The 18,411-nt window shown below is 68.5% G+C and carries 23 protein-coding genes; 6 read left to right on the top strand and 17 right to left on the bottom strand.

What is annotated here, in order from left to right:
* Positions 1-9 precede the first annotated feature (9 nt).
* Positions 10-486: a DUF1850 domain-containing protein gene (locus tag C474_RS09640; RefSeq protein ID WP_008386271.1), complete on the top strand. Its 477-nt coding sequence runs from the start codon at positions 10-12 to the stop codon at positions 484-486.
* Complete coding sequence (locus tag C474_RS09645; protein ID WP_008386273.1) at positions 483-3,344, top strand: TRAP transporter permease; 2,862 nt, start codon at positions 483-485, stop codon at positions 3,342-3,344. The genes C474_RS09640 and C474_RS09645 overlap by 4 nt, the downstream gene beginning before the upstream one ends.
* 21 nt (positions 3,345-3,365) lie before the next feature.
* Here the strand turns inward: C474_RS09645 and C474_RS09650 are convergent, their stop codons facing one another.
* From C474_RS09650 to C474_RS09670, 5 genes are all read right to left on the bottom strand, one after another.
* Positions 3,366-4,511 (bottom strand): NAD(P)/FAD-dependent oxidoreductase, encoded by a 1,146-nt coding sequence (locus C474_RS09650; protein WP_008386275.1) that lies wholly within the window; start codon positions 4,509-4,511, stop codon positions 3,366-3,368.
* A gap of 99 nt (positions 4,512-4,610) precedes the next feature.
* Positions 4,611-4,883 carry a HalOD1 output domain-containing protein gene (locus C474_RS09655; RefSeq protein WP_008386277.1) on the bottom strand — a complete coding sequence of 91 codons (273 nt, stop codon included), beginning with the start codon at positions 4,881-4,883 and terminating at the stop codon, positions 4,611-4,613.
* A 79-nt stretch (positions 4,884-4,962) separates the two neighbouring features.
* Positions 4,963-5,583 carry an IMPACT family protein gene (locus C474_RS09660; protein WP_008386279.1) on the bottom strand — a complete coding sequence of 207 codons (621 nt, stop codon included), beginning with the start codon at positions 5,581-5,583 and terminating at the stop codon, positions 4,963-4,965.
* Between the two features lie 71 nt (positions 5,584-5,654).
* A complete protein-coding gene (locus tag C474_RS09665; RefSeq protein ID WP_008386282.1) occupies positions 5,655-5,936 on the bottom strand; it encodes an acylphosphatase in 282 nt (93 codons plus the stop codon).
* Between the two features lie 54 nt (positions 5,937-5,990).
* Positions 5,991-6,494: a regulator of amino acid metabolism gene (locus tag C474_RS09670; RefSeq protein ID WP_008386284.1), complete on the bottom strand. Its 504-nt coding sequence runs from the start codon at positions 6,492-6,494 to the stop codon at positions 5,991-5,993.
* 137 nt (positions 6,495-6,631) lie between these two features.
* Here C474_RS09670 and C474_RS09675 point away from each other — a divergent pair, with 137 nt between their 5' ends.
* Positions 6,632-7,585 (top strand): hypothetical protein, encoded by a 954-nt coding sequence (locus tag C474_RS09675; RefSeq protein WP_239640410.1) that lies wholly within the window; start codon positions 6,632-6,634, stop codon positions 7,583-7,585.
* Here the strand turns inward: C474_RS09675 and hisB are convergent.
* A complete protein-coding gene (hisB, locus tag C474_RS09680; protein ID WP_008386287.1) occupies positions 7,582-8,205 on the bottom strand; it encodes an imidazoleglycerol-phosphate dehydratase HisB in 624 nt (207 codons plus the stop codon). The genes C474_RS09675 and hisB overlap by 4 nt on opposite strands.
* Before the next feature lie 62 nt (positions 8,206-8,267).
* Positions 8,268-9,125: a TrmB family transcriptional regulator gene (locus tag C474_RS09685; RefSeq protein WP_008386288.1), complete on the bottom strand. Its 858-nt coding sequence runs from the start codon at positions 9,123-9,125 to the stop codon at positions 8,268-8,270.
* Between the two features lie 388 nt (positions 9,126-9,513).
* Between C474_RS09685 and C474_RS09690 the strand changes: the two genes are divergently transcribed.
* On the top strand, positions 9,514-10,329 hold the full coding sequence (locus C474_RS09690) for a TrmB family transcriptional regulator (RefSeq protein ID WP_008386290.1): 816 nt from the start codon (positions 9,514-9,516) through the stop codon (positions 10,327-10,329).
* Between the two features lie 61 nt (positions 10,330-10,390).
* On the opposite strand, the gene C474_RS09695 is transcribed toward C474_RS09690, so the two are convergent.
* Entirely contained in the window at positions 10,391-11,065 is a 675-nt protein-coding gene (locus C474_RS09695) for a helix-turn-helix domain-containing protein (protein WP_049916893.1), read from the bottom strand.
* 381 nt (positions 11,066-11,446) lie between these two features.
* Between C474_RS09695 and C474_RS09700 the strand changes: the two genes are divergently transcribed.
* On the top strand, positions 11,447-11,632 hold the full coding sequence (locus tag C474_RS09700) for a hypothetical protein (protein WP_008386293.1): 186 nt from the start codon (positions 11,447-11,449) through the stop codon (positions 11,630-11,632).
* Positions 11,633-11,713: 81 nt separating this feature from the next.
* On the opposite strand, the gene hisA is transcribed toward C474_RS09700, so the two are convergent.
* On the bottom strand, positions 11,714-12,448 hold the full coding sequence (gene hisA, locus C474_RS09705) for a 1-(5-phosphoribosyl)-5-[(5-phosphoribosylamino)methylideneamino]imidazole-4-carboxamide isomerase (protein ID WP_008386295.1): 735 nt from the start codon (positions 12,446-12,448) through the stop codon (positions 11,714-11,716).
* A gap of 210 nt (positions 12,449-12,658) precedes the next feature.
* On the opposite strand from hisA, the gene glmM reads away from it, so the two are divergent.
* Complete coding sequence (glmM, locus tag C474_RS09710) at positions 12,659-14,023, top strand: phosphoglucosamine mutase (RefSeq protein WP_008386296.1); 1,365 nt, start codon at positions 12,659-12,661, stop codon at positions 14,021-14,023.
* Positions 14,024-14,038: 15 nt separating this feature from the next.
* Here the strand turns inward: glmM and C474_RS09715 are convergent, their stop codons facing one another.
* From C474_RS09715 to C474_RS09745, 8 genes are all read right to left on the bottom strand, one after another.
* Positions 14,039-14,323: a hypothetical protein gene (locus C474_RS09715; protein ID WP_008386298.1), complete on the bottom strand. Its 285-nt coding sequence runs from the start codon at positions 14,321-14,323 to the stop codon at positions 14,039-14,041.
* A gap of 4 nt (positions 14,324-14,327) precedes the next feature.
* A complete protein-coding gene (locus C474_RS09720) occupies positions 14,328-15,461 on the bottom strand; it encodes a DUF7118 family protein (RefSeq protein ID WP_008386300.1) in 1,134 nt (377 codons plus the stop codon).
* A 1-nt stretch (position 15,462) separates the two neighbouring features.
* Positions 15,463-15,828, bottom strand: a complete 366-nt coding sequence (gene hisI, locus C474_RS09725; protein ID WP_008386301.1) for a phosphoribosyl-AMP cyclohydrolase — start codon at positions 15,826-15,828, stop codon at positions 15,463-15,465.
* An 82-nt stretch (positions 15,829-15,910) separates the two neighbouring features.
* Positions 15,911-16,303, bottom strand: a complete 393-nt coding sequence (locus C474_RS09730; RefSeq protein WP_008386303.1) for a hypothetical protein — start codon at positions 16,301-16,303, stop codon at positions 15,911-15,913.
* A gap of 51 nt (positions 16,304-16,354) precedes the next feature.
* The gene (locus C474_RS09735; RefSeq protein WP_008386305.1) at positions 16,355-17,314 is read right to left on the bottom strand and encodes an A24 family peptidase; all 960 of its coding nucleotides are present in this window, start codon (positions 17,312-17,314) and stop codon (positions 16,355-16,357) included.
* A 155-nt stretch (positions 17,315-17,469) separates the two neighbouring features.
* Positions 17,470-17,622 carry a DUF7331 family protein gene (locus C474_RS22595; protein ID WP_169330565.1) on the bottom strand — a complete coding sequence of 51 codons (153 nt, stop codon included), beginning with the start codon at positions 17,620-17,622 and terminating at the stop codon, positions 17,470-17,472.
* Between the two features lie 54 nt (positions 17,623-17,676).
* Positions 17,677-17,922, bottom strand: coding sequence for a DUF7576 family protein (locus C474_RS09740; RefSeq protein WP_152421643.1), 246 nt, complete (start codon positions 17,920-17,922; stop codon positions 17,677-17,679).
* A gap of 79 nt (positions 17,923-18,001) precedes the next feature.
* Positions 18,002-18,358 (bottom strand): HalOD1 output domain-containing protein, encoded by a 357-nt coding sequence (locus tag C474_RS09745; protein WP_008386309.1) that lies wholly within the window; start codon positions 18,356-18,358, stop codon positions 18,002-18,004.
* Positions 18,359-18,411: the final 53 nt, after the last annotated feature.

An 18,411-nucleotide genomic window follows, 5' to 3' on the forward strand; every position in this document is an offset into this window, starting at 1 on the left:
CGCTCGCTGGTGGTGTTCGCTCTCGTCGTCCTCCTCGTCGCCGGGGCGGGAGCGGCGACGCCGGACGACCGCGTGCTGGTGGTCGAGGACGCCGAAACCGGCGAGACGCTCCTGACCGTCCCCGTCTCCGAGGGCACGCCCGTCGCCCTCGAATACACCCACAGCGTGGAGAAGACCCGCGTCCTGGACGGCTACGCCGTCGACGGGACGAATCTGACGATGACGCGGATGGAGTTCGAGTCGTACGGGGCAGGCCTCCCGGCGCGGGCGAACGTGACCGTCGAGAACGGGACGTTCGTCTTCGACCCCGAGGGCACCTACGAGGAACTGTACGTGAAACCCGGGCGCATCGCGGGCCACGAACTCCGCGTCGGCGGGGAGACGTACGACCTCGTCGCCCTCTCCGACGCTCGGTCGGTTCGGTTAGCGGTCGAACGCCGCTCGGCGCTCTCGCACGCCCTCTCGGTCGCAGATAGTAAGCTATGACATCCGATACAGACGACCGCCGAAGTGGTGACGGCGCGGGGGACGACCCCGAGACGAACGCGCGGCCCCTCGCAGACGGCGGCCGGGACGACCCCGGCCGAGACGACCCGGGTCGAACGGCGGACGACCGGCCGGTCGGGGATGAACCGCCGGGCGGCGACCCCGCCGGGCCCGAAGGCGAGGCGGACACGCTGAGCGACGCCGATGCCGAAGAGCTGTTACAGGAGATAGAGCGGCGGCGCTCCCTGTCGGGCTACGCGGCCGTCTTCGTCTCCGCCGTCGGCATCGCGTTCTCGCTGTACCAGATGTGGCTCGCCGCCCGCGGGTTCACCTTCGAGGTGGACCTGCCCGTCGTCGGCGAAGTCGGGGTCGGACAGCTTCAACTGCTCCAGATAAACGCCATCCACGTCGCGTTCGCCCTCGTCCTCGCGTTCGTCCTCTTCCCGCCCGCCGACGGTACCGGTGCCGTCTCCCGGCGTCTCGGCCGCGTCGTCCCCGCGGTGCGCTCTCGATTCGGTTCCGACAGTCCGGTGACGAGGGGAGCGACGGCGGTGCGGGGCGGCGTCCGGTGGGCGGTCGTCGACGGCGACCGGAACCGGGTGACGCCTGCCGACCTCGTCTGCGTCGTCCTCTCGATCGCCACGGCGCAGTACATGGTGACCGAGTGGTCGGAGATTCAGCAACTCCGCGTGCTCGGATTGGCCGCGGGCCGGTCCGTCGCGGAGTACCTCGGTCCCGCAGGCGTCCTCGCCGAGGCGGTGAGCGCCGTCGGAATTCCGCTCGCGGACGTCTCCTACCCGTTCTTCCTCGGCGCCGTGGGCGTCCTGCTCGTGCTCGAGGCGACGCGGCGCGCGCTCGGCCTCTACCTCATGCTCATCGTCGCCTCGTTCATCGTCTACGCGCGGTACGGCTACTTCATCTCCCCCGACACGCCGGTCATCGGCGTCCTCTCCATCACTGAGGGGTCGTGGGCGAACATCGTCCAGAACCTCTGGTACAACACCGAGAACGGCGTCTTCGGCATCCCCGTCACCGTGTCCGTGCAGTTCATCTACATCTTCATCCTGTTCGGCGCGTTCTTGGAGATGTCCGGCGCCGGCCAGTGGTTCATCGACCTCGCGTACGCGGCCACCGGGACGCGCCGCGGCGGACCGGCCAAGGCATCCATCCTCGCCTCCGGGTTCATGGGAATGATATCCGGGTCCTCCATCGCCAACACGGTCACGACGGGGGCGTTCACCATCCCGCTGATGAAGAAATCGGGCTACCGCCCGGAGTTCGCGGGCGCGGTGGAGTCCTCCGCCTCCTCGGGCGGACAGATTCTCCCGCCGGTCATGGGCGCGGCGGCGTTCCTGATGATAGAGTTCATCGGCGTCCCGTTCTCCGACATCATCATCGCCGCCACCATCCCCGCCATCGTGTTCTTCTTCGGCGTCTGGGTGATGGTCCACCTCGAAGCCGTCCGCACGGACATCGGCGGCCTCGACCGGAGCGAAGTCGTCGACCTCGGGGCGCACCTCCGCATCGGGTGGTTCTACCTCCTTCCCATCGGCCTGCTGCTGTTCTACCTGCTGATCGAACGCCTCACCGTGGCGCGGTCGGCGTGGTTCACGCTCGTCGCCATCATGGCGCTCGTCGCGTTCGTCGCGGCGTACAACCGCCGGACGCGGGTGCCGCTAGTCGGCGCCGTCGTCGCGCTTGCGACCGCGCAGTTCGCCGCCTACCTTCTCACCGGCGTCGGCGTCCTCGCGGCGGTGACCGGCGGGGCGGGAGAGGCGATGGCTCCCGTCGAGGCGGTGTTCGCCGTGGGCGGAGACCTCGGGACCATCGTCGTCGTCGTCAGCCTCGCGTTCCTTCTCGCGCGCCGTCGCATCGACGCGCCGCTTCTCGACTTAGACGCCGCCGTCGACGAGACCGGCGAGCGAGTCGCGCGGTCGGTCGGTCGACCCGCGCTGGCCCGCCTGAACGCCTTCCGCTACAGCGTGTTCGTCGGCAAGTCGATGGACTCCGGTGCGCGCACCGCGACGGAAGTCGTCGTCGCCGTCGCCGCCGCGGGCATCATCCCCGGCGTCGTCAGCGCGACGGGTCTCGGGCCGAACTTGACGTCGCTCATCCGGACGACGGCGGGCGGGTCGCTCGTCCTGCTGCTCGTGTTCACCGCCATCGCCTCCATCATCCTCGGGATGGGGATGCCGACGACGGTGACGTACATCATCCTCGTCTCGCTTCTGGGGCCGGCCATCGCGCAGTCCTCCGACATCCCCCTGCTCGCGGCGCACCTGTTCATCCTCTACTTCGGCGTCATCGCCGACATCACGCCCCCGGTGGCCGTCGCCGCCTACGCCGCCTCCGGGATAGCGAAGTCCGATCCGTTCCAGACGGGGGTGCAGGCGTTCTCGCTGTCGCTCAACAAGGCCATCGTGCCGTTCGCGTTCGCGCTCACCCCCGGCATCCTGCTCCTCCGCGGGAGCGGCGAGTCCGCCCGCGTCATCACGTTCGCCGACGTGGCCGACGTGGCGTACTTCCTCCCCGAGGTGGTCATCCCCGTCGCCGGGGTGTTCCTCGGCGTCGTCGGTCTCGGCGTGACCGTCATCGGCTTCCTCTACCGCACCGTCGACGCCGGCGAACGCGCCCTGTTCGCCGTCGCGGCGCTGCTGCTCATGGCTCCGATGCTGCTTCTGAACGCCGTGACCGACGTGCTCGGAGTGCTCGGCGTCCTGACGAACCTCGGCGAACCGCTGGTCCTCGACGTGGGGATGCGCGCCGCCGGCGGCGTCCTGTTCGCCCTCCTCGCGTTCCGGAACCGCCGCGGGGCCGACGAGAAGCCGAATCCGACGACCTCGGCGACGAGCGACTGATCCGGCCTCGCCGACCGCGGTTCAGAAGCGGTCGACGGCGAACCGCTCGATGTCCGTCGCGGGCGTCTCGCCGCGCACGGCGTCGGCGACCATTTTCCCGCTGTACGGTCCCAACTGGAGGCCCGTGGGTCCGTGTCCCGTACAGAGGTAGGCGTTCGGAACGCCCGGCACCGCGCCGAGGACGGGCAGGCCGTCGGGACTCAGCGGTCGGAGGCCGACGCGCGAGGAGCGAAGGGAGGCGTCCGCGAGGCCGGGAGCGACGCGGAGCACCTCCTCGAACACCTCCCGCAACCCCTCGACGGTGGTGTGCGGGACGAACCCCGACCCCGTCTCGCGGGTCGCGCCGGCGGCGACGCGGCCGTCGTCCCACGACACCATGTAGTGACCCTGGAACGGGCTAACGATGGGCCAACCGTCGGTGTCGGCGTCCACGTCGAGGTGGACTATCTGCCCGCGTTGCGGTTCGACGGGGACCTCGACGCCCAACTGCGACCCGAACGACTCGGACCACGCGCCGCCCGCGACGACGACGCTGTCGGCGTCGATGCGCTCGCCGGATTCGAGGACGACTCCTCCGACCGCTTCGACGCCGCCGTCGCCGAGAACCAGTTCGCGCACGCTCGCCTCGCGTTCGGTCAGCCCGTGGGACTCGGCCGCCCGCCGGAGCGCCGACTCGAACGTCCGCCCGTCGACCCGGGCGGCGTTTTCGTAGTAGAACGCCCGTTCCACGTCGGCCAGCGGCGGAAACCGCTCTCTCGCCTCCTCGGCGTCGACTTCCCGCAGCGACCCCGGCTCGGGAACGCCGAAGCGCTCGCGTCGCTCTTCGATATGTGTCATTGTCCGCTCGAACGCCTCGACCTCGTCGTCGTCGATGGCGACGCTCAGGACGCCCCGTTCGGCGTACCCGTGCGGGCCGTCCTGTTCTCGTTCGAGGGCGGCGACCAGCTCCTCGTAGTAGCCGACGGCCTCGACGGCGAACGCGACCCACGTCTCGTCGTCCCTGCTGGTCGTCGCAGGCGAGAGGATGCCCGCACCGGCGTCGGTGGCCCGGCCCTCGTCGCGTCGGTCGACGAGAAGCGTCTCGACTCCCTCGCGGGCGAGGTGGTAGGCGACGGAGGAACCGACGATGCCGCCGCCGACGACGACCGTCTCGTATCGGTCTGTCATGGAGGCGAGACGACGGTCCGAGACGTGATACTGTCGCTTCCGTCTCTTCGGAGGAGCGGACGGTGCGAGTCGACGGCGAGGTCGGGAGGGTCGGAGACGCTACTCCACTTTGTCGCTGACGCGGATGTCGACGCCGCCGTCGCTCCACAGCCCCATCGTGAGGTTTTCGAGTTCGATGGTGACGCTGATCTCGACGTCGCTCGTGTCTTTGAACAGCATGTCGATGGCGTCGGGGTTGATGTTATCGTACAGGCGGAACTCGTCGCCGGAGAACGTCGCGTGCTCGTGCTCCTGAACGGCCTCCAGTATCGCCTCGCTGAGCGCGATGTCGTCGTCGGGGTAGTACCGTCTGCGTTCGGGGTCGTAGGTCATGGTTCGCCTCCTCTCAGGTACACCGACTGTGCTCAAATTTCTTTTTGCAGCGGCGGGAAAATATAGTCGGCACGGGGCGCTACCCGACGTCGGCCCGGCCGCTGGTGGCGCTCCGAATCCGGTCGCGGAGACCGGACCCCTCCTCGACCGGAACCCGAACGTCGAAGGATACGTCGGCCTCGTAGGCGGCGTCGAACTCGACGTCCGCGCTCTCTAAGATGCCGCGGACGGTGCCGGAGTCGTCGTAGGCGACCGTGACGGAGAACGTCTCGTGCGGTAGTTCCTCGACGGTTCCGGCGGCGTCGACGGCGTCCTTCACGCCGCGGGAGTACGCGCGGGCGAGGCCGCCGACGCCGAGGTTCGTGCCGCCGTAGTAGCGCGTGACGACGGCGACGACGTTTCTGATGTCCTGTTGGACGAGGACGTTCAGCGCGGGTTTGCCCGACGACCCCGAGGGTTCGCCGTCGTCCGAGGAGTACTCGCGGAGCATCGTCCCGGACCCGGCCGACTCCCCTCCGGCGGGGACGCGGTAGGCGGGCACGTTGTGCGTCGCGTCGGCGTGTCGCTCCCGCACCGCGTCGACGAACGCCTCCGCCTCCTCGACGGTGTTCGCCCGGTCGACGTAGCCGATGAACTCGGAGCCGCGAATCTCGAAGCGGGCCTCACCGGGGCCGGCGACGGTGCGGTAGGCGTCGGTCACGGTCGGAGTTGGCGCGGGTTCAGGCAAAAGGGTTCGGTCGTCGCGGGCGAGGTCGGTTTGAGGTCCGAGTTCTACTCGTTCACCTTCCGGAAGCCCTCCAAATCCCCCTGCGGGCTCCCCCACTCGATGTTGACGCCCTCGACGTCGGCCTTCGGCGGGCCGCGCTTGCACCAGTCGACGACGTGTTGGACGTCCGGTTCGGCCCCCTCGAACACCGCCTCGACGCGGTCGTCTTCGAGGTTCCGCGCCCACCCGTCGACGTCGTGGGCGCGGGCCGTCTCGTGGAGGTTGTCTCGGAAGTGAACACCCTGTACCGTACCGGAGACGAACACGTGTGCGCGTGAGTCGGCCATCGAAGACGTTACGCACGGGCCACTGAAACGGGATTGGGCCGGAGCGACGGACAGTCAGGCGATGCTGATACGGCGGACGAACGGGAGTCCCGACAGTTCGTTCAGCAGGTCGCCCGGGACCGGTTCGTCGGTGACGAGGTAGAGTTTCGGGTCGTCGGTGAACTCGGGGTCTTCGCTTATCGTCTGGCGGATGGAGATGTCGCGGTCGGCCAGTCTGGACGTTATCTCGGCGACGATGCCGGGGGCGTCGGCGTCGGCGACTTCGACGGTGAGAACCGAGAGGTCGAGGACGGGCGCGAGGTCCATCAGGCTGGGAATCGAGGAGATGTTCTGGAAGATGCGGCGGAGTTGCTCGTCGTCGAGGATGGCGCTGGTCGTGGAGTCGACGACGCGGCGGTCGACGCCGATTTCGCGGGCGATACCGGTGTTCGGAATCTCGATGCCGCCGGAGACGACGCGCCCCTCGTCGTTGACGGAGAACCCGCGTTCGAGGAGGAGGCGGATGACCTCCTGTTGGCTCGGACTCCCCTCGAACTTCCGCATTATCTCGTCGAACATCGCTTCTCGGGAGATTGGAAGGCGGCGGCATTAATCCCTCGTTCGTCGCCGGACGGGACGGCCTCGCAGGGGTCGGGGGCGACCGAGTCCGGCCGCGGCGAGAGGGTTTAACCGCCCGCGGTGAGCATCGTTCGGGTATGCCTATGCGACAGCTTCGCTCGTGTGACTTCTGCGGCGAGGACGCCAGCGGAATCTACGAAGTCCTCCCCGCGGAACTCTCGCCGACCGAAGACGAACAGCGTCGCGTCGTCCTCTGCGACGACTGCCTTCGGACGCTCGAAACCGTGGTCGACCCCCTCCTGGCCCGCCTCGGCTTCGACGCGGCGGCGAGCAGAGATTCCGTCGTCGAGAAGCGAGAACGGGGCGAGTCGCCCGAACCCGTCTCCGCCTCGCGGATGAGCAACCGGGAGGGCGACATCACCGAACGGCCCATCGCCACATCGGCGAAGGACACGACGGACGCGACGCCGATGACGACCGAGTCCGAGCGAACGTCCCGGACGGCCGACGGCGGAACCGACGACGAAGGCGCGGCCCACGGCGAGACGGCCGACGTCGACGACGAGGGGGCCGTCGAGCAGACGGGCGACGAGGAAACGGGTGACGAGGAGACGTTCGGCGACCGGCCGGCCGAGGATTACGAGGTCGACGAGGAGGCGGCAGTCGAGGAGACTGCGACGCCGGACGAAACGAGGGAGACCACCTCGGAGTCGGACGAGGAGAGAACCGTCGAGGAGACGGACGACGAGGAGACGTTCGGCGACCGACCGGCAGAGGATTACGAGGTCGACGACGCCGACAGGCGGCAGTCGACCGAGGGCGACCCCGCCGAGGACTACGAGGTCGAAGGGGACGTCGAGGCGGGAGGAGAGATGGACGCCGCGGAGTCCATCGAGGCGGAACCGGAGAAGTTCCGGCGGGTGATGCGCCTGCTGAACAACCGCGACCTGCCGGTCGAACGGGACGAGTTCGCCGACGTCGCGACCGGTGCGTACGAACTCGACCGCTCCGAGGTCGACGCCATCATCGACTACGGAATCGAGCGCGACGTGCTGGCGGAGGAGGACGGACGGCTCCGGAAGGCGAGCTAGAGCGCCCCCTTCGTGCTCGGCGTGTCGCTGCGCCGCGGGTCGACGCGCGTCGCGTCGTCCAGCGCGCGGGCGAGGGCTTTGAACAGCGCCTCGACCTCGTGGTGGGCGTTGTCGCCGCGGACCTCGGTGTGCAGCGTCAGGCCGGCGTGCATCGCCAACGAGTAGGCGAAGTGCCGGGCCATGTCGCTCGCGAAGTCGCCGATTTCGTCCTGGGAGAACGCGCCGTCGAACGCGAAGTACGGGCGGCCGCTCACGTCCACGACGACGCCGGCGACGGCCTCATCCAGGGGTACTTTCCGGTCGGCGTACCGGACGATGCCGCGCTTGTCGCCGAGGGCCTCCGAGAGGGCGTCTCCGAGGACGATAGCCACGTCCTCGACGGTGTGGTGGTCGTCGATGTGCAGGTCGCCGTCGCACTGGACGGTCAGGTCGAACAGCCCGTGCTTGGCGAACGCTTCGAGCATGTGGTCGAAGAACCCGACGCCGGTGTCGACGACGGCGTCGCCGTCGCCGTCGACCGTCAGCGTCACGTCGATGGTCGTCTCGGCCGTCTCGCGGGAGATGGCGGCGGTGCGCGGGGCGGCCTCTCTCCGTCCGTCCGCGTCGGCGTCGTCGGTCATATCGGCGAGTCGTCGCGGGGCGGTATCACGGTTGCGCTCTCGCGCGGCAGCGGTCGCTCGCCTCACGACGCGTCCGAACTGGCTCCCTCTCCGGCCGCCCCCGAGGGAGGGCCGTCGACGGGAAACAGCCCCGTCGCCATCAGTCGGCGGACGATGGTCACGAGTCCGTTGTCGAACCCGCGCCCGAACACGGCCTGTTCGGACTCCTCTTTCGTCGCGGCGTTCGAGTGAGCCGTGCTCACGAGGATGGTCGCCCGGTCGATCAGGAGCAGTCGGGTTATCTCGGTGTCGTCGTCCGCCGCGGCCATCGAACTCAGCCAGCCCAACTCGGAGACGAACGCCTCCGCGCCCGGGAGCAACGCGCGCACGTCCTCGCGGAGCGACTCCGACACCGTGCCGACGATGACCGAGACGCCGCGGTCCTGCGCCGATTCGAGTTGGTCCACCAACCCGTCGGTCAGTGCCAACTCGTGGCCGACGACGAGGACGATTTCCTCCTCGGCCTCCTCGATGAGTTGGGACGTGCGGGTCGCTATCGCCGCGCTTCCCGAGAGCGCCCACACCTCGTGGGAGACGTCCACCTCGTCTTCGACGGTGGCCGCCTCGACTCCCTGCAACGTCTCCCGGAGCGAGTCCGTCCGCGATTCGTACTCGGCCCGAAGCGTCTGGGCCGCCTCCTCGATGGAGACGGCCCGAAACCGCTGCGGGTTCGCGTGCTGAATCTCGACGAGTCCCTTCGTTTCGAGCACGCGGACGGCGTCGTACACGCGCGTGCGCGGCACCTCCGAGATTTCGCTGATGTGTTTCGCTGTGCCGCTCGGAAGCTGCGTGAGCGCGACGAAGCACTTCGCTTCGTACTCTTTGAGCCCGAGTTGCTGGAGCAGTTCCACCGCTCGTTCGACGTTTGTTAGGTCTTCCATGGGTCCCAACCTCTTCGACCGGCTACTCAGTCGTCACAGTGGGGTTGGCGTCCCCGAGGAAAGACGCTTCCGCTCCGAAACGTATCGAGGGGTCCGAGCGGGGAAACAGCGGCGACGAGGTGATTCCGTTTCGACGGTCCGAGGGCGGCATTCGGCGGCATCGGATGCAGTCACTCGATTACTCACAATAGCGTTGGAGAGAACAGCAGGCCGTACCCTGCTTACTAGCTTGTCAAATCCGTTAACTCGATTAATCACAACACAAATATAATCCCGGAGCACGCATCGGCGAGTGGCACGTCGTCAGAATGGGTCCCAACCTCTCTGCATCGACGTGCTGTGGCTGCCCCTCCGGGGGCAGTTTCCGACCGCGAAGTCCGCCTCTACTATGTCTCCAGACTCGTCCGACGACCCGCACGCCGTCGCCGTCGAACAGTTAGAATCGCTCGGGTTGAGCGCGTACGCCGCGCGAACGTTCGTCGCGCTCGACAGCATCGAGCGGGGAACGGCCCAGGAGATAAGCGACGTGTCCGAGGTCCCGCGGACTCGCGTGTACGACGCCGTCGAGGAACTCCGGGGCCGAGATCTCGTCGACGTACAGCAGTCCTCGCCCAAGCAGTTCTGGTCCGTCTCCGGCGAGACGGCGAGGCGACGGTTCGAACGCGAGTACACTCACCGACTCGACACGCTGTCGGACGCCCTAGACGCCATCGAAACCCCGCCGCGGACGACGGAGCAGCGCGGGGTGTGGACCGTCACGGGACGGGAGACGGTCACCGACCGCCTCGTCGAGTTCATCGACGAGGCGACCGAGGAGATAGTGTTCATGACCGTCGAGGAACTGCTCTCCGAGGAGATAGTCGACCGACTCCGCGCGGCCGGCCGACGCGGCGTCTCCGTCAGACTGGCCGGCCTCTCGCCGTCCGTCCGGGACGACATCCGAGCGAAGGTGCCGGAGGCCGAACCGTTCGAGTCGCTGTGGGCGTGGTCGGAGACGCCCGCCGGTCGACGCCTGATGGTCGACCGGGAGAAGACGCTCGTGAGCGTGCTGGTCGACGGAGACAGCCACCACCCGCCGGAACCCCGCGACGAGACGGCCATCTGGGGGACGGGTGAGACCAACGGTCTGGTCGTCGTGCTGAAGGCGATGTTCACCTGGGAACTCGAACGCGACGGCGCCGACGGAGTCGACGGAGCGAGTTGACGCCAGTGGGACGGAGCGACGGCGTCGCCTCGCGGCGCTCTCGAACGCTCCCGCGTCCTCGTCAGTTCCTGGTTCGCTGCGGGAATCTCCGCCGTTCGGACTGGCGGAGATAGCTTTCGATGAGGTTCGCGGTGCCGCGCCGGAGACACTGCGACGCCGCGGTGTCCGAGATGGCCAACCCGTCGGCGAGTTCCATCAGCGACGCCCGCCTCGGAACGTCGAAGTAACCGATTTCCCACGCCCGGTGAAGTACCTCGCGTTGCTTCTCCGTCAGGGTACTTCCGGGCGTCTGCAACGTCAACTCGGACGAATTGATGCGGTAGATGGTCAGCGGGTACTCGGGGTCGTCGTAGTCGGCGTAGAACCGCGACATCGTCCCGCGGTCCGAAAACCGGAGCGCGAGGCGCCACTCCCCGCCTCGCAGGGAGGCCCGGACGAGAGTCCCCTCGGCGTCGCGGACGCGCCGGAACAGTTCGGGCAGCGTCTCCCCCCAAGAGAGTCGATAGATCGCACCGTTCTCCGTCTCTTCGACGCGGCGGACGTCTTCGAGGAGGGGGCTCTCGCGGAACGCGGCCACCACCGCCTCGGTGGCGTCCCCGGAGATGACGACGGCCGCGGAAGCGACGCGGTCCGGAGCGAAGACGGCGCGTTCGAACTCGACGTCCGCCGCCGTCAGTCGGGTTCCCGTCCTGACGAGACCCAACGCACCGGCGGGCACCGATAGCTCTACGAGCATCTCGGGGTCCAGTCCGCGAACGGCGGGACCGGCCCGGACCGGGCGACGGAACGCGTCCGACGCGACTCGGCCCGGCCGTGGGGAGCAGTTCGCTTTCGAGGGCCCGCGGCGGGCGAAAACGACGATTCGGCCGAGGCGGCTGTCGTATCGGATAACATGTGTGGTTCCTCCCCGTTCGAGCAGTGTGGTGCGTGCGTAAACGTGGGACTACACGTTCACGCGCGCGTCGGAAGCCGGTGTCGTTACTTCGCATCCTCACACGACCGCGTGCGCTCTCGGCCGGATTTCGAAATCGAGTCGGCTGTATATTCCGTTTCCATACCGTCTGACGGGCGTCTGCCGGATATTCATGCGTCTCGGGCCGCCAAGAGGTAGTAGTCCATGCGCTTGAAGGGAACGGCGGTGGCGCTGTACACGCTGACGCTCGGATGCCTCCTGCTGTTCGCGCAGTCCAGCACCGGGACGGCGCTCGGAGTCGCGCTCATCGCCCTCGTGTCGACGGCCGCGGTGGCGAGAGTCACCATCGACCGGCCGGCGCGTGGAAAGCGACGGCGGGACGTGGAGTGACCGAACCGGTGGATTCGGTCGAACGGTGCGGCCGCGAGCGTGCGGCGCCCCGAACGCCCGGCGAGCGACGACGACGGGTCGCTACTCGCCGACGGCCGCTCGGGCCGCCTCGAGGGTGAACGTCCCCTCGTAGAGGGCCGTCCCGACGACGACGGCCGCCGCGCCCGCCTCCTTCAGCGCCCGAACGTCCGAGAGCGACGCGACGCCGCCGGAGGCGACGACGGGGATGTCGACGGCGTCGACGACGCGGTGGGTCACGTCGGTCTGAACCCCTTCTAACCGCCCCTCGACGTCCACGTCGGTGAACAGTATCGCGCCCGCGCCGAGTTCCTCGTAGCGCGCGGCGGCCTCGGCGGGGTCCAGTCCCGTTCCCTCGGTCCACCCCGAGACGACGACTTCGCCGTCCTTGGCGTCGAGACTCACCATCACCGACCCCGGATGCGACTCGCTTATCTCGCCGACGATGTCGGGGTTCTCGACGGCCGCGGTGCCGAGGATGACCCGCTCGACGCCGAGTTCGAGCAGTTCGACCGCGTCCGCTGCGGTCCGGATGCCGCCGCCCAACTGGACGGGCACGTCGACGGCCTTCACCACCGACTCCACCGCGTCGGCGTTCTTCCGGTCGCCCTCGAACGCGCCGTCCAAGTCGACGAGGTGGAGCGTGCGCGCCCCCTCGTCGACCCAGCGCTCGGCGGCCTCGACGGGGTCGCCGTAGCGCTTCTCGGTGCCGCGTTCGCCCTGCACCAACTGGACGACTTCGCCGTCTTGCATGTCGACCGCGGGGACCACCTCGAACGTCGGAAACGCCGCTGTCATACCGGAGCGTGGACGCCCGCCGCGCGTAAAGTCACCGGAGACGGCGGCTCTGCCGCGCGGGTCGTCCCGGGCGGTGAGGACTGCGGCCGGACAGAACGGGAACTATCAGTTCGGAGGGGTGAAAATCTTGATATCGTTCGGGAAAGACGCGAGCGATTCGAAGGAACTGATTCGCAACCGCTTTGGCGTCGGCCGAATCAAAAGGAGGTAATGAAACTGTTCGGTTCGAGCGGGACCCGGGGCGTGGTGGGTGACGGTCTCACGCCCGAGTTCGTCCTGCGCGTCGCGAAGGCGGCGGGGACAGTCTGGGCGTCGGACCGTGCGGTGGTCGCGCGCGACACCCGAACGACGGGCGAGATGTTCTCCGACGCGGCGACGAGCGGTCTCGCCAGCGTCGGCGTCGACGTGGACGTACTCGGCCCCGTCCCGACGCCGGGCGTCGTCCGCTACTGCGAGGCGGAGGAGGTGCCGGCCGTCGTCATCACCGCCTCGCACAACCCCCCGGAGTACAACGGCATCAAACTCGTCGGCGACGACGGCGTCGAACTCTCCGTCGCCGACTTAGAGCGCATCGAAGAGCACATCCTCGCCGAGGACTTCGCCACCGCCGCGTGGGACGAGGTGGGCGAGATACGCGAAATCGACTCCGCGAACCGCGAGTACGTCGAGGACCTCTTGGGCGCCGTCGACCGCGAGGCCATCTCCGAGGCGAACCTGACCGTCGCTCTCGACCCCGGTCACGGCGCGGGTTGTCTCACAAGCCCCCAGTTCTTCCGCGAACTCGGCTGTGAGGTCGTGACGGTCAACGCCAACCCGGACGGTCGCTTCCCCGGCCGCGAGTCCGAACCGGTCGGGAGCAAACTGGGCGACCTCTGCCGCCTCGTGAAGGCCAGCGACGCGGACGTGGGCGTCGCCCACGACGGGGACGCCGACCGGGCGGTCTTCGTCGACGAACGCGGCGAGTTCGTCGCCGGCGAAGCCTCGCTGGCCGCCCTCGCCGCCGCCCACCTCGGACCGAACGACACCACCGTCGCCGCGGTGAACGTCTCACAGCGACTCGTCGACGTCTGCGAGGAGACGGGCGCCGACCTCGAACTGACGCCCATCGGCGCGACGAACATCATCACGCGCATCCGCGACCTCTGGTCGCGGGGCGAAACCGTCCCCGTCGCCGGCGAGGGCAACGGCGGCATCTTCTTCCCGAACTACCGCCTCGTCCGCGACGGCGCCTACACCGCCGCGAAGTTCCTCGAACTCGTCGCCGAGCGTCCGACGAGCGAGGTGGTCGCCCCCTACTCCGACTACGTGAACGTGCGCGTCAACCTCCAGTACGAGAACGACGCGGAACTCGAAGCGATGCTCGACGCCGCCCGCGAGTACGCCGAGAACTCCGAGGCGACGCCGAACACGACGGACGGCTACCGCCTCGACTACGGCGACGCGTGGGTACTCGTGCGCCCCTCCGGCACCGAACCGAAGGTGCGCGTCTACGCCGAAGCGCGGAACGAAGAGCGAGCCGCCGAACTCGCATCCGGGGCCGAAGACGCGCTCAGAGACGCTCTCGAACGGGTCTGATTCCGTTTTTCACCGTTAAAACGAACTGAGTAGGCCGAACAACAGACAGAGCAACCCGAAGACGAGGAGGCCGACGCCGCGTTCCACCGACACCTCCGAGGCGGAGTCCTCGGGCATTGCCGCCCGTTCGTCGGGCGGGAGCAACCACGCCGTCGGCGCGTCGTCGGTGCCGGTCACCTCCCCCGTCGGGTCGTCGCGGCGGCGCGCCCGGCCGACGGCGCGTCGGAGTTCCAGCGCTTTCGCGGCGTAGTAGAAACAGACGAAACCGAGCGACACCGCGAACGCGCCGACGACCGACATCGTCTCAGTCCTCGGCGAGTTCGGCGGTCAGTTTCTCGCGCGCCTCGCGGAGTTCGCGCAGGTCCGTCTCGACGGCGCCCGAGCGGAGACGGTCGAGTTCGTCGTCGGTCAGTTCCGTGCGGGCGCGCGCCGCCGTCCGGAGGCGGTCGTAGTCGTCCAGTCGCGTCAGCGCCCGAACCTCGCGCAGGCGGGCTACCGTTTCCTCGTCGGCGAAGCGGTCCAAGACCGAGACGAGTTCGTCCGCGCGGCGGCGGAGCGTCTCGGCCGACGGCGGCGGGAACGACACGCGCAGGGGGCCGGCGTCGAGTCGTTCGAGGTACGTCCGGTGGACGGCGACGGCCGTCTGGAGGGCCGCCGGGTCCTCGGCGTAGTGGTCGAGTTTCGACCCCGTGTAGTCGGCGAACTCCAGCAGTTTCGGGACGGGTTCGTCGGCGTCGGGGCTCTCGCGGACGAACGCCCGGAGGTCTCTCGGCGGCGTCTGGTAGTCGACGAGCGGGTACCACTCCGTGGCCTCTATCGTCGTGAGCACCTCGTACGCCGAGAGATTCCGCTTGTACGCCCGAAATTCGTCGGTCACGGCGTCGTTGTACGTCTCGACGGGGTCGCGGAGGCGTTCGACCGGCGCGTCCACGTCCGCCTCGCCGAGTTCGCTCAGTCGCCGCAGTTCCTCGATGCGGGCGTCGATATCCTTCCGGCGGAGTTTCGCGTCGCGCCGCGCCGCCGACAGTTCCTCGCGCGCCTCGCGTCTGCGGTCGAGGCGTTCGACGGCCGCGGCGGCGGATTCGAGGTCCTCCCGCGCGCCCTCGAAGTCGCGTTCGCGGAGGCGGCGGCGGTCCAGACGCTCGGCCGCGGCCTCGAACGCCTCGCGGTGCGGCAGGTCCTCGGGGAGGTCCTCGACGAGTCCGAGGAACTTGTCCTGGAACTCGACGTACGCCTGAAAGTCGCCTGACCCGACGGCCGAATCCTCGTACCGGTCGAGGAGTCGCGTCGCCTTCCGGTAGGCGTCGGCGGCGGCGACGACCGACTCCTCGCCCGTCTCGGCGACCGCCGACTCGGCGGCGTCGCGGGCCTCGCGCGCCTCGGTGAGTCGCCCCCGCAGGTCGTCCGTCTCGGCCGCAGTCGGGTGCTCGTCGGCCATCTCAGTAGACGTCGTCCGGGTCGAACACTCGTTCGCCGACCTCCTCGCCGTCGACGGTGCGGTAGAAACACGACCGGTGTCCCGTGTGGCACGCGCCGCCGGTCTGGTCGACGAGGTAGAGGAGCGTGTCGGCGTCGCAGTCGACGCGCACCTCCTCGACGGACTGGGTGTGCCCGCTGGTCGCCCCCTTCTCCCAGAGTTCGTCCCGACTGCGGGAGTAGTAGTGCGCGCGGCCCGTCTCGCGGGTCTGTTCGAGGGCCTCGGGCGAGACGTACGCGAGCATCAGCACTTCGCCGGAGTCGGCGTCCTGCGCGACCGCGGGGACGAGACCGTCCGCCCCGAAATCGACCTCGACGTCGTCTGTCATCGAGTGAGCACACGTGATTCCGGCCGATATGTCTTGTGTACCGTCGAATCGCGCACTATCGACACCCGTCCGTCGGGTCCGCTCAGTCCGCGCCATCGCTCATCGCCTCGTCGGGCGCCGTCGGCGGGGCGGCCGTCCCCCGGCGCCCGAGGGCGATGCCGGCGCCGACGGCGGCGAGTATCGCGCCGCCGAGGAGAACGACCAGCGCCCACCGAAGCGAGTCGGGAATCGCTAACCCCGCGTGGATACCGAAGATGGCGACGCCGGAGAGGAGAAGCGAAGGGACGGCGTTCGCGAGCGACGCATCTCGACTCGCGTTCGTCCACGTCTCCCGCTCCCGGTACGCGAGCGCGCACCCGAGCCCCCAGCAGAGACCGGCCGTCGCCGCGAGCAACGCGTCCGGATACAGCAGGGACGAGACGGCGCCGCCGAGCAGTGCGCCGCCGATAGCGATAGCGCGGGTGGTTCGGGACACGCGCGGCAGTTAGTCCGCGCGCGGCAAAAGTGTCGCGTTGGCGATGTTTTCTCAGACCAACCCGAGCGCCCCGACGACGCCGAACACGATGTCGCCGTAGGTGAACGCGAGGACGGTGCCGAAGAACATCGGAACGAGGAACGGGATGCCGGGCGATATCCACACCTCCTCGCGCGAGGTGACCACCTGCAGGCCGTCCCGGAGTTTCTCCGGCGTCGTCCCGTACGCCGTCGAGTCGATGTCTTCGAGGAACGCCTCCGCACCCCACGGGTCCTCCGCCTCGACCGAACCGCCATCGACGGCCATCCCGTCGCCGACGGCGCCGTCGGTCGGGTCGTGCGTCTCGGTGATGCTGTTCGGGTCGCGGAGTCGCTCCGGTCGTTCGCGGAGTTCCGCCAGCGTCGTCCCCCGCCAGCGGAGGTACATCCGCAGGGCGTCGATGTCGAGGCCGTTCCTCGTGTACCCCGTCGTCGTCTCGAACAGGCGGCCGTGCGCCGTCGACAGCGAGGGGACCGAGACGCGGCGACCGAGGAACATCAAAGGGAGTTCGACGCTCCCGTCGAGGAGGTTCCGCACGCCGAGGGCGAGCGGATAGCCGACGGCGAGCACGACGGTGTTCGTCAGGACGGTCATCGAGAACACGCCGAGCGTCGTCCTGACGACGGGGAGTCCCAGCCCCGGCAGCAGGTACCGCGGGAACGTCGGCAGCAGTATCGAGATGGTGATGAGCGCCTTCGCGTCGGCGCCGCCGAACCCGCCGAGTCGCCAGAACACGTACGAGAGGGGCGCGACGAACAGGAGGCTGATACCGACGCGGAGGAAGTACAACTGGTCGAGAGGCGTGAAGGCGAGGTGGCCGAGCGACTCCCACGCGAGGAGCGCCGCGCCGAGAGCGACGAGCGGATACCACACGACGGAGGGGACCCGTCGCGTCTCGATATCCCGCCACGCCGCCCATCCCAGGAGGGGTAGGACGACGAGTCGGAGGAGGTCTGGTACGGAGGCGAACATACAGGCCGAACGAGTCCGGGGGGAGTTATCGTTTTGGAACGTTGAAACGCCGGGGACGCGAGACGGAGGCGTATCTCGTGAGCGTGATTTCGGGAGAGTGAACGGTCGTATTCGTCGTCTAGCGTCTCAGCGGCGTGCGGGCGTCGAGGGCACCGTCACTGTTCGACCGGGACGTGGTGAGTCGACTGAATCCACGCGTGGTGGTTCTCGGTGTCCTGGATGACGGCGACGGTGCCGCCGTCGTCGTTGTACTGGATGTATCTGTATCGGTCGGTGCATTCCGGTTCCGGATCGGTGTGTACGGACATGTGGTTCTCGGGTGCTTCGTAGTCGTGGTCGGATACGCTACCTCGTCGGTTCCGTCAGTCGCCGCGTCGGTCGTTCCCCCTCTCGTCTAGCCACGCCGTCCTGCAGTCGTCGTCGCAGAACAGGTAGACGGTCGAGGGGTCGTGCGGGACGACGGCGGCCGGGTGTCGGTGCGTCGGGTCTATCTCCACCCCACAGGAGGCGCACCGCTTCCCGTCGGCGTCGTCCGGAGGGCGACACTCCTCTGCGACTTCGTCGTTGCGACGGCGCCGGTCCGGGACTTCGTCGTCCGGATACCGCATCAGCGTCCACCTGCCGGCGGTGACGCGCCCGATTCGAAACCCGGTCGGCGAGGACCGTGGCTCGGAGCAGTCCACCGGGTTACCGTCCGTCGGCATCGCCTCTGCCGCCCGCCGCCGAGCCCACGTCGGCGACGGAAACGGTGGGGTGCTCGGACTCGAACTCCGCCGTCGGCGGCGCGCGCGTGACCGAGACGGTTCCGTCGTTCTCGACGGTCACGTCGCAGCCCTCGTACCGAAACGACAGGTCCGCGTCGTGTCGGACGGTCCCGGTCAGTCCGGTGGTCGCGAACAGCGCTTCGACGGCATCGGTGTCGACGACGGTCCCCAGCGGTTCGAGTTCGAGCGGATCGGTGGCCGTGAGTTTCGACACGGTGTCGACGACGGCGAAGCAGATATCCCCCTCCGAACTGACGCAGACTGTTTGACACTCACTCATTGCTCTATCAGTTAGTATCGTAGCTAGCCCTATGGAACTGTGGCGTATCCTGA

The organism is Halogeometricum pallidum JCM 14848, from assembly GCF_000337095.1.
Lineage (GTDB): Archaea > Halobacteriota > Halobacteria > Halobacteriales > Haloferacaceae > Halogeometricum > Halogeometricum pallidum.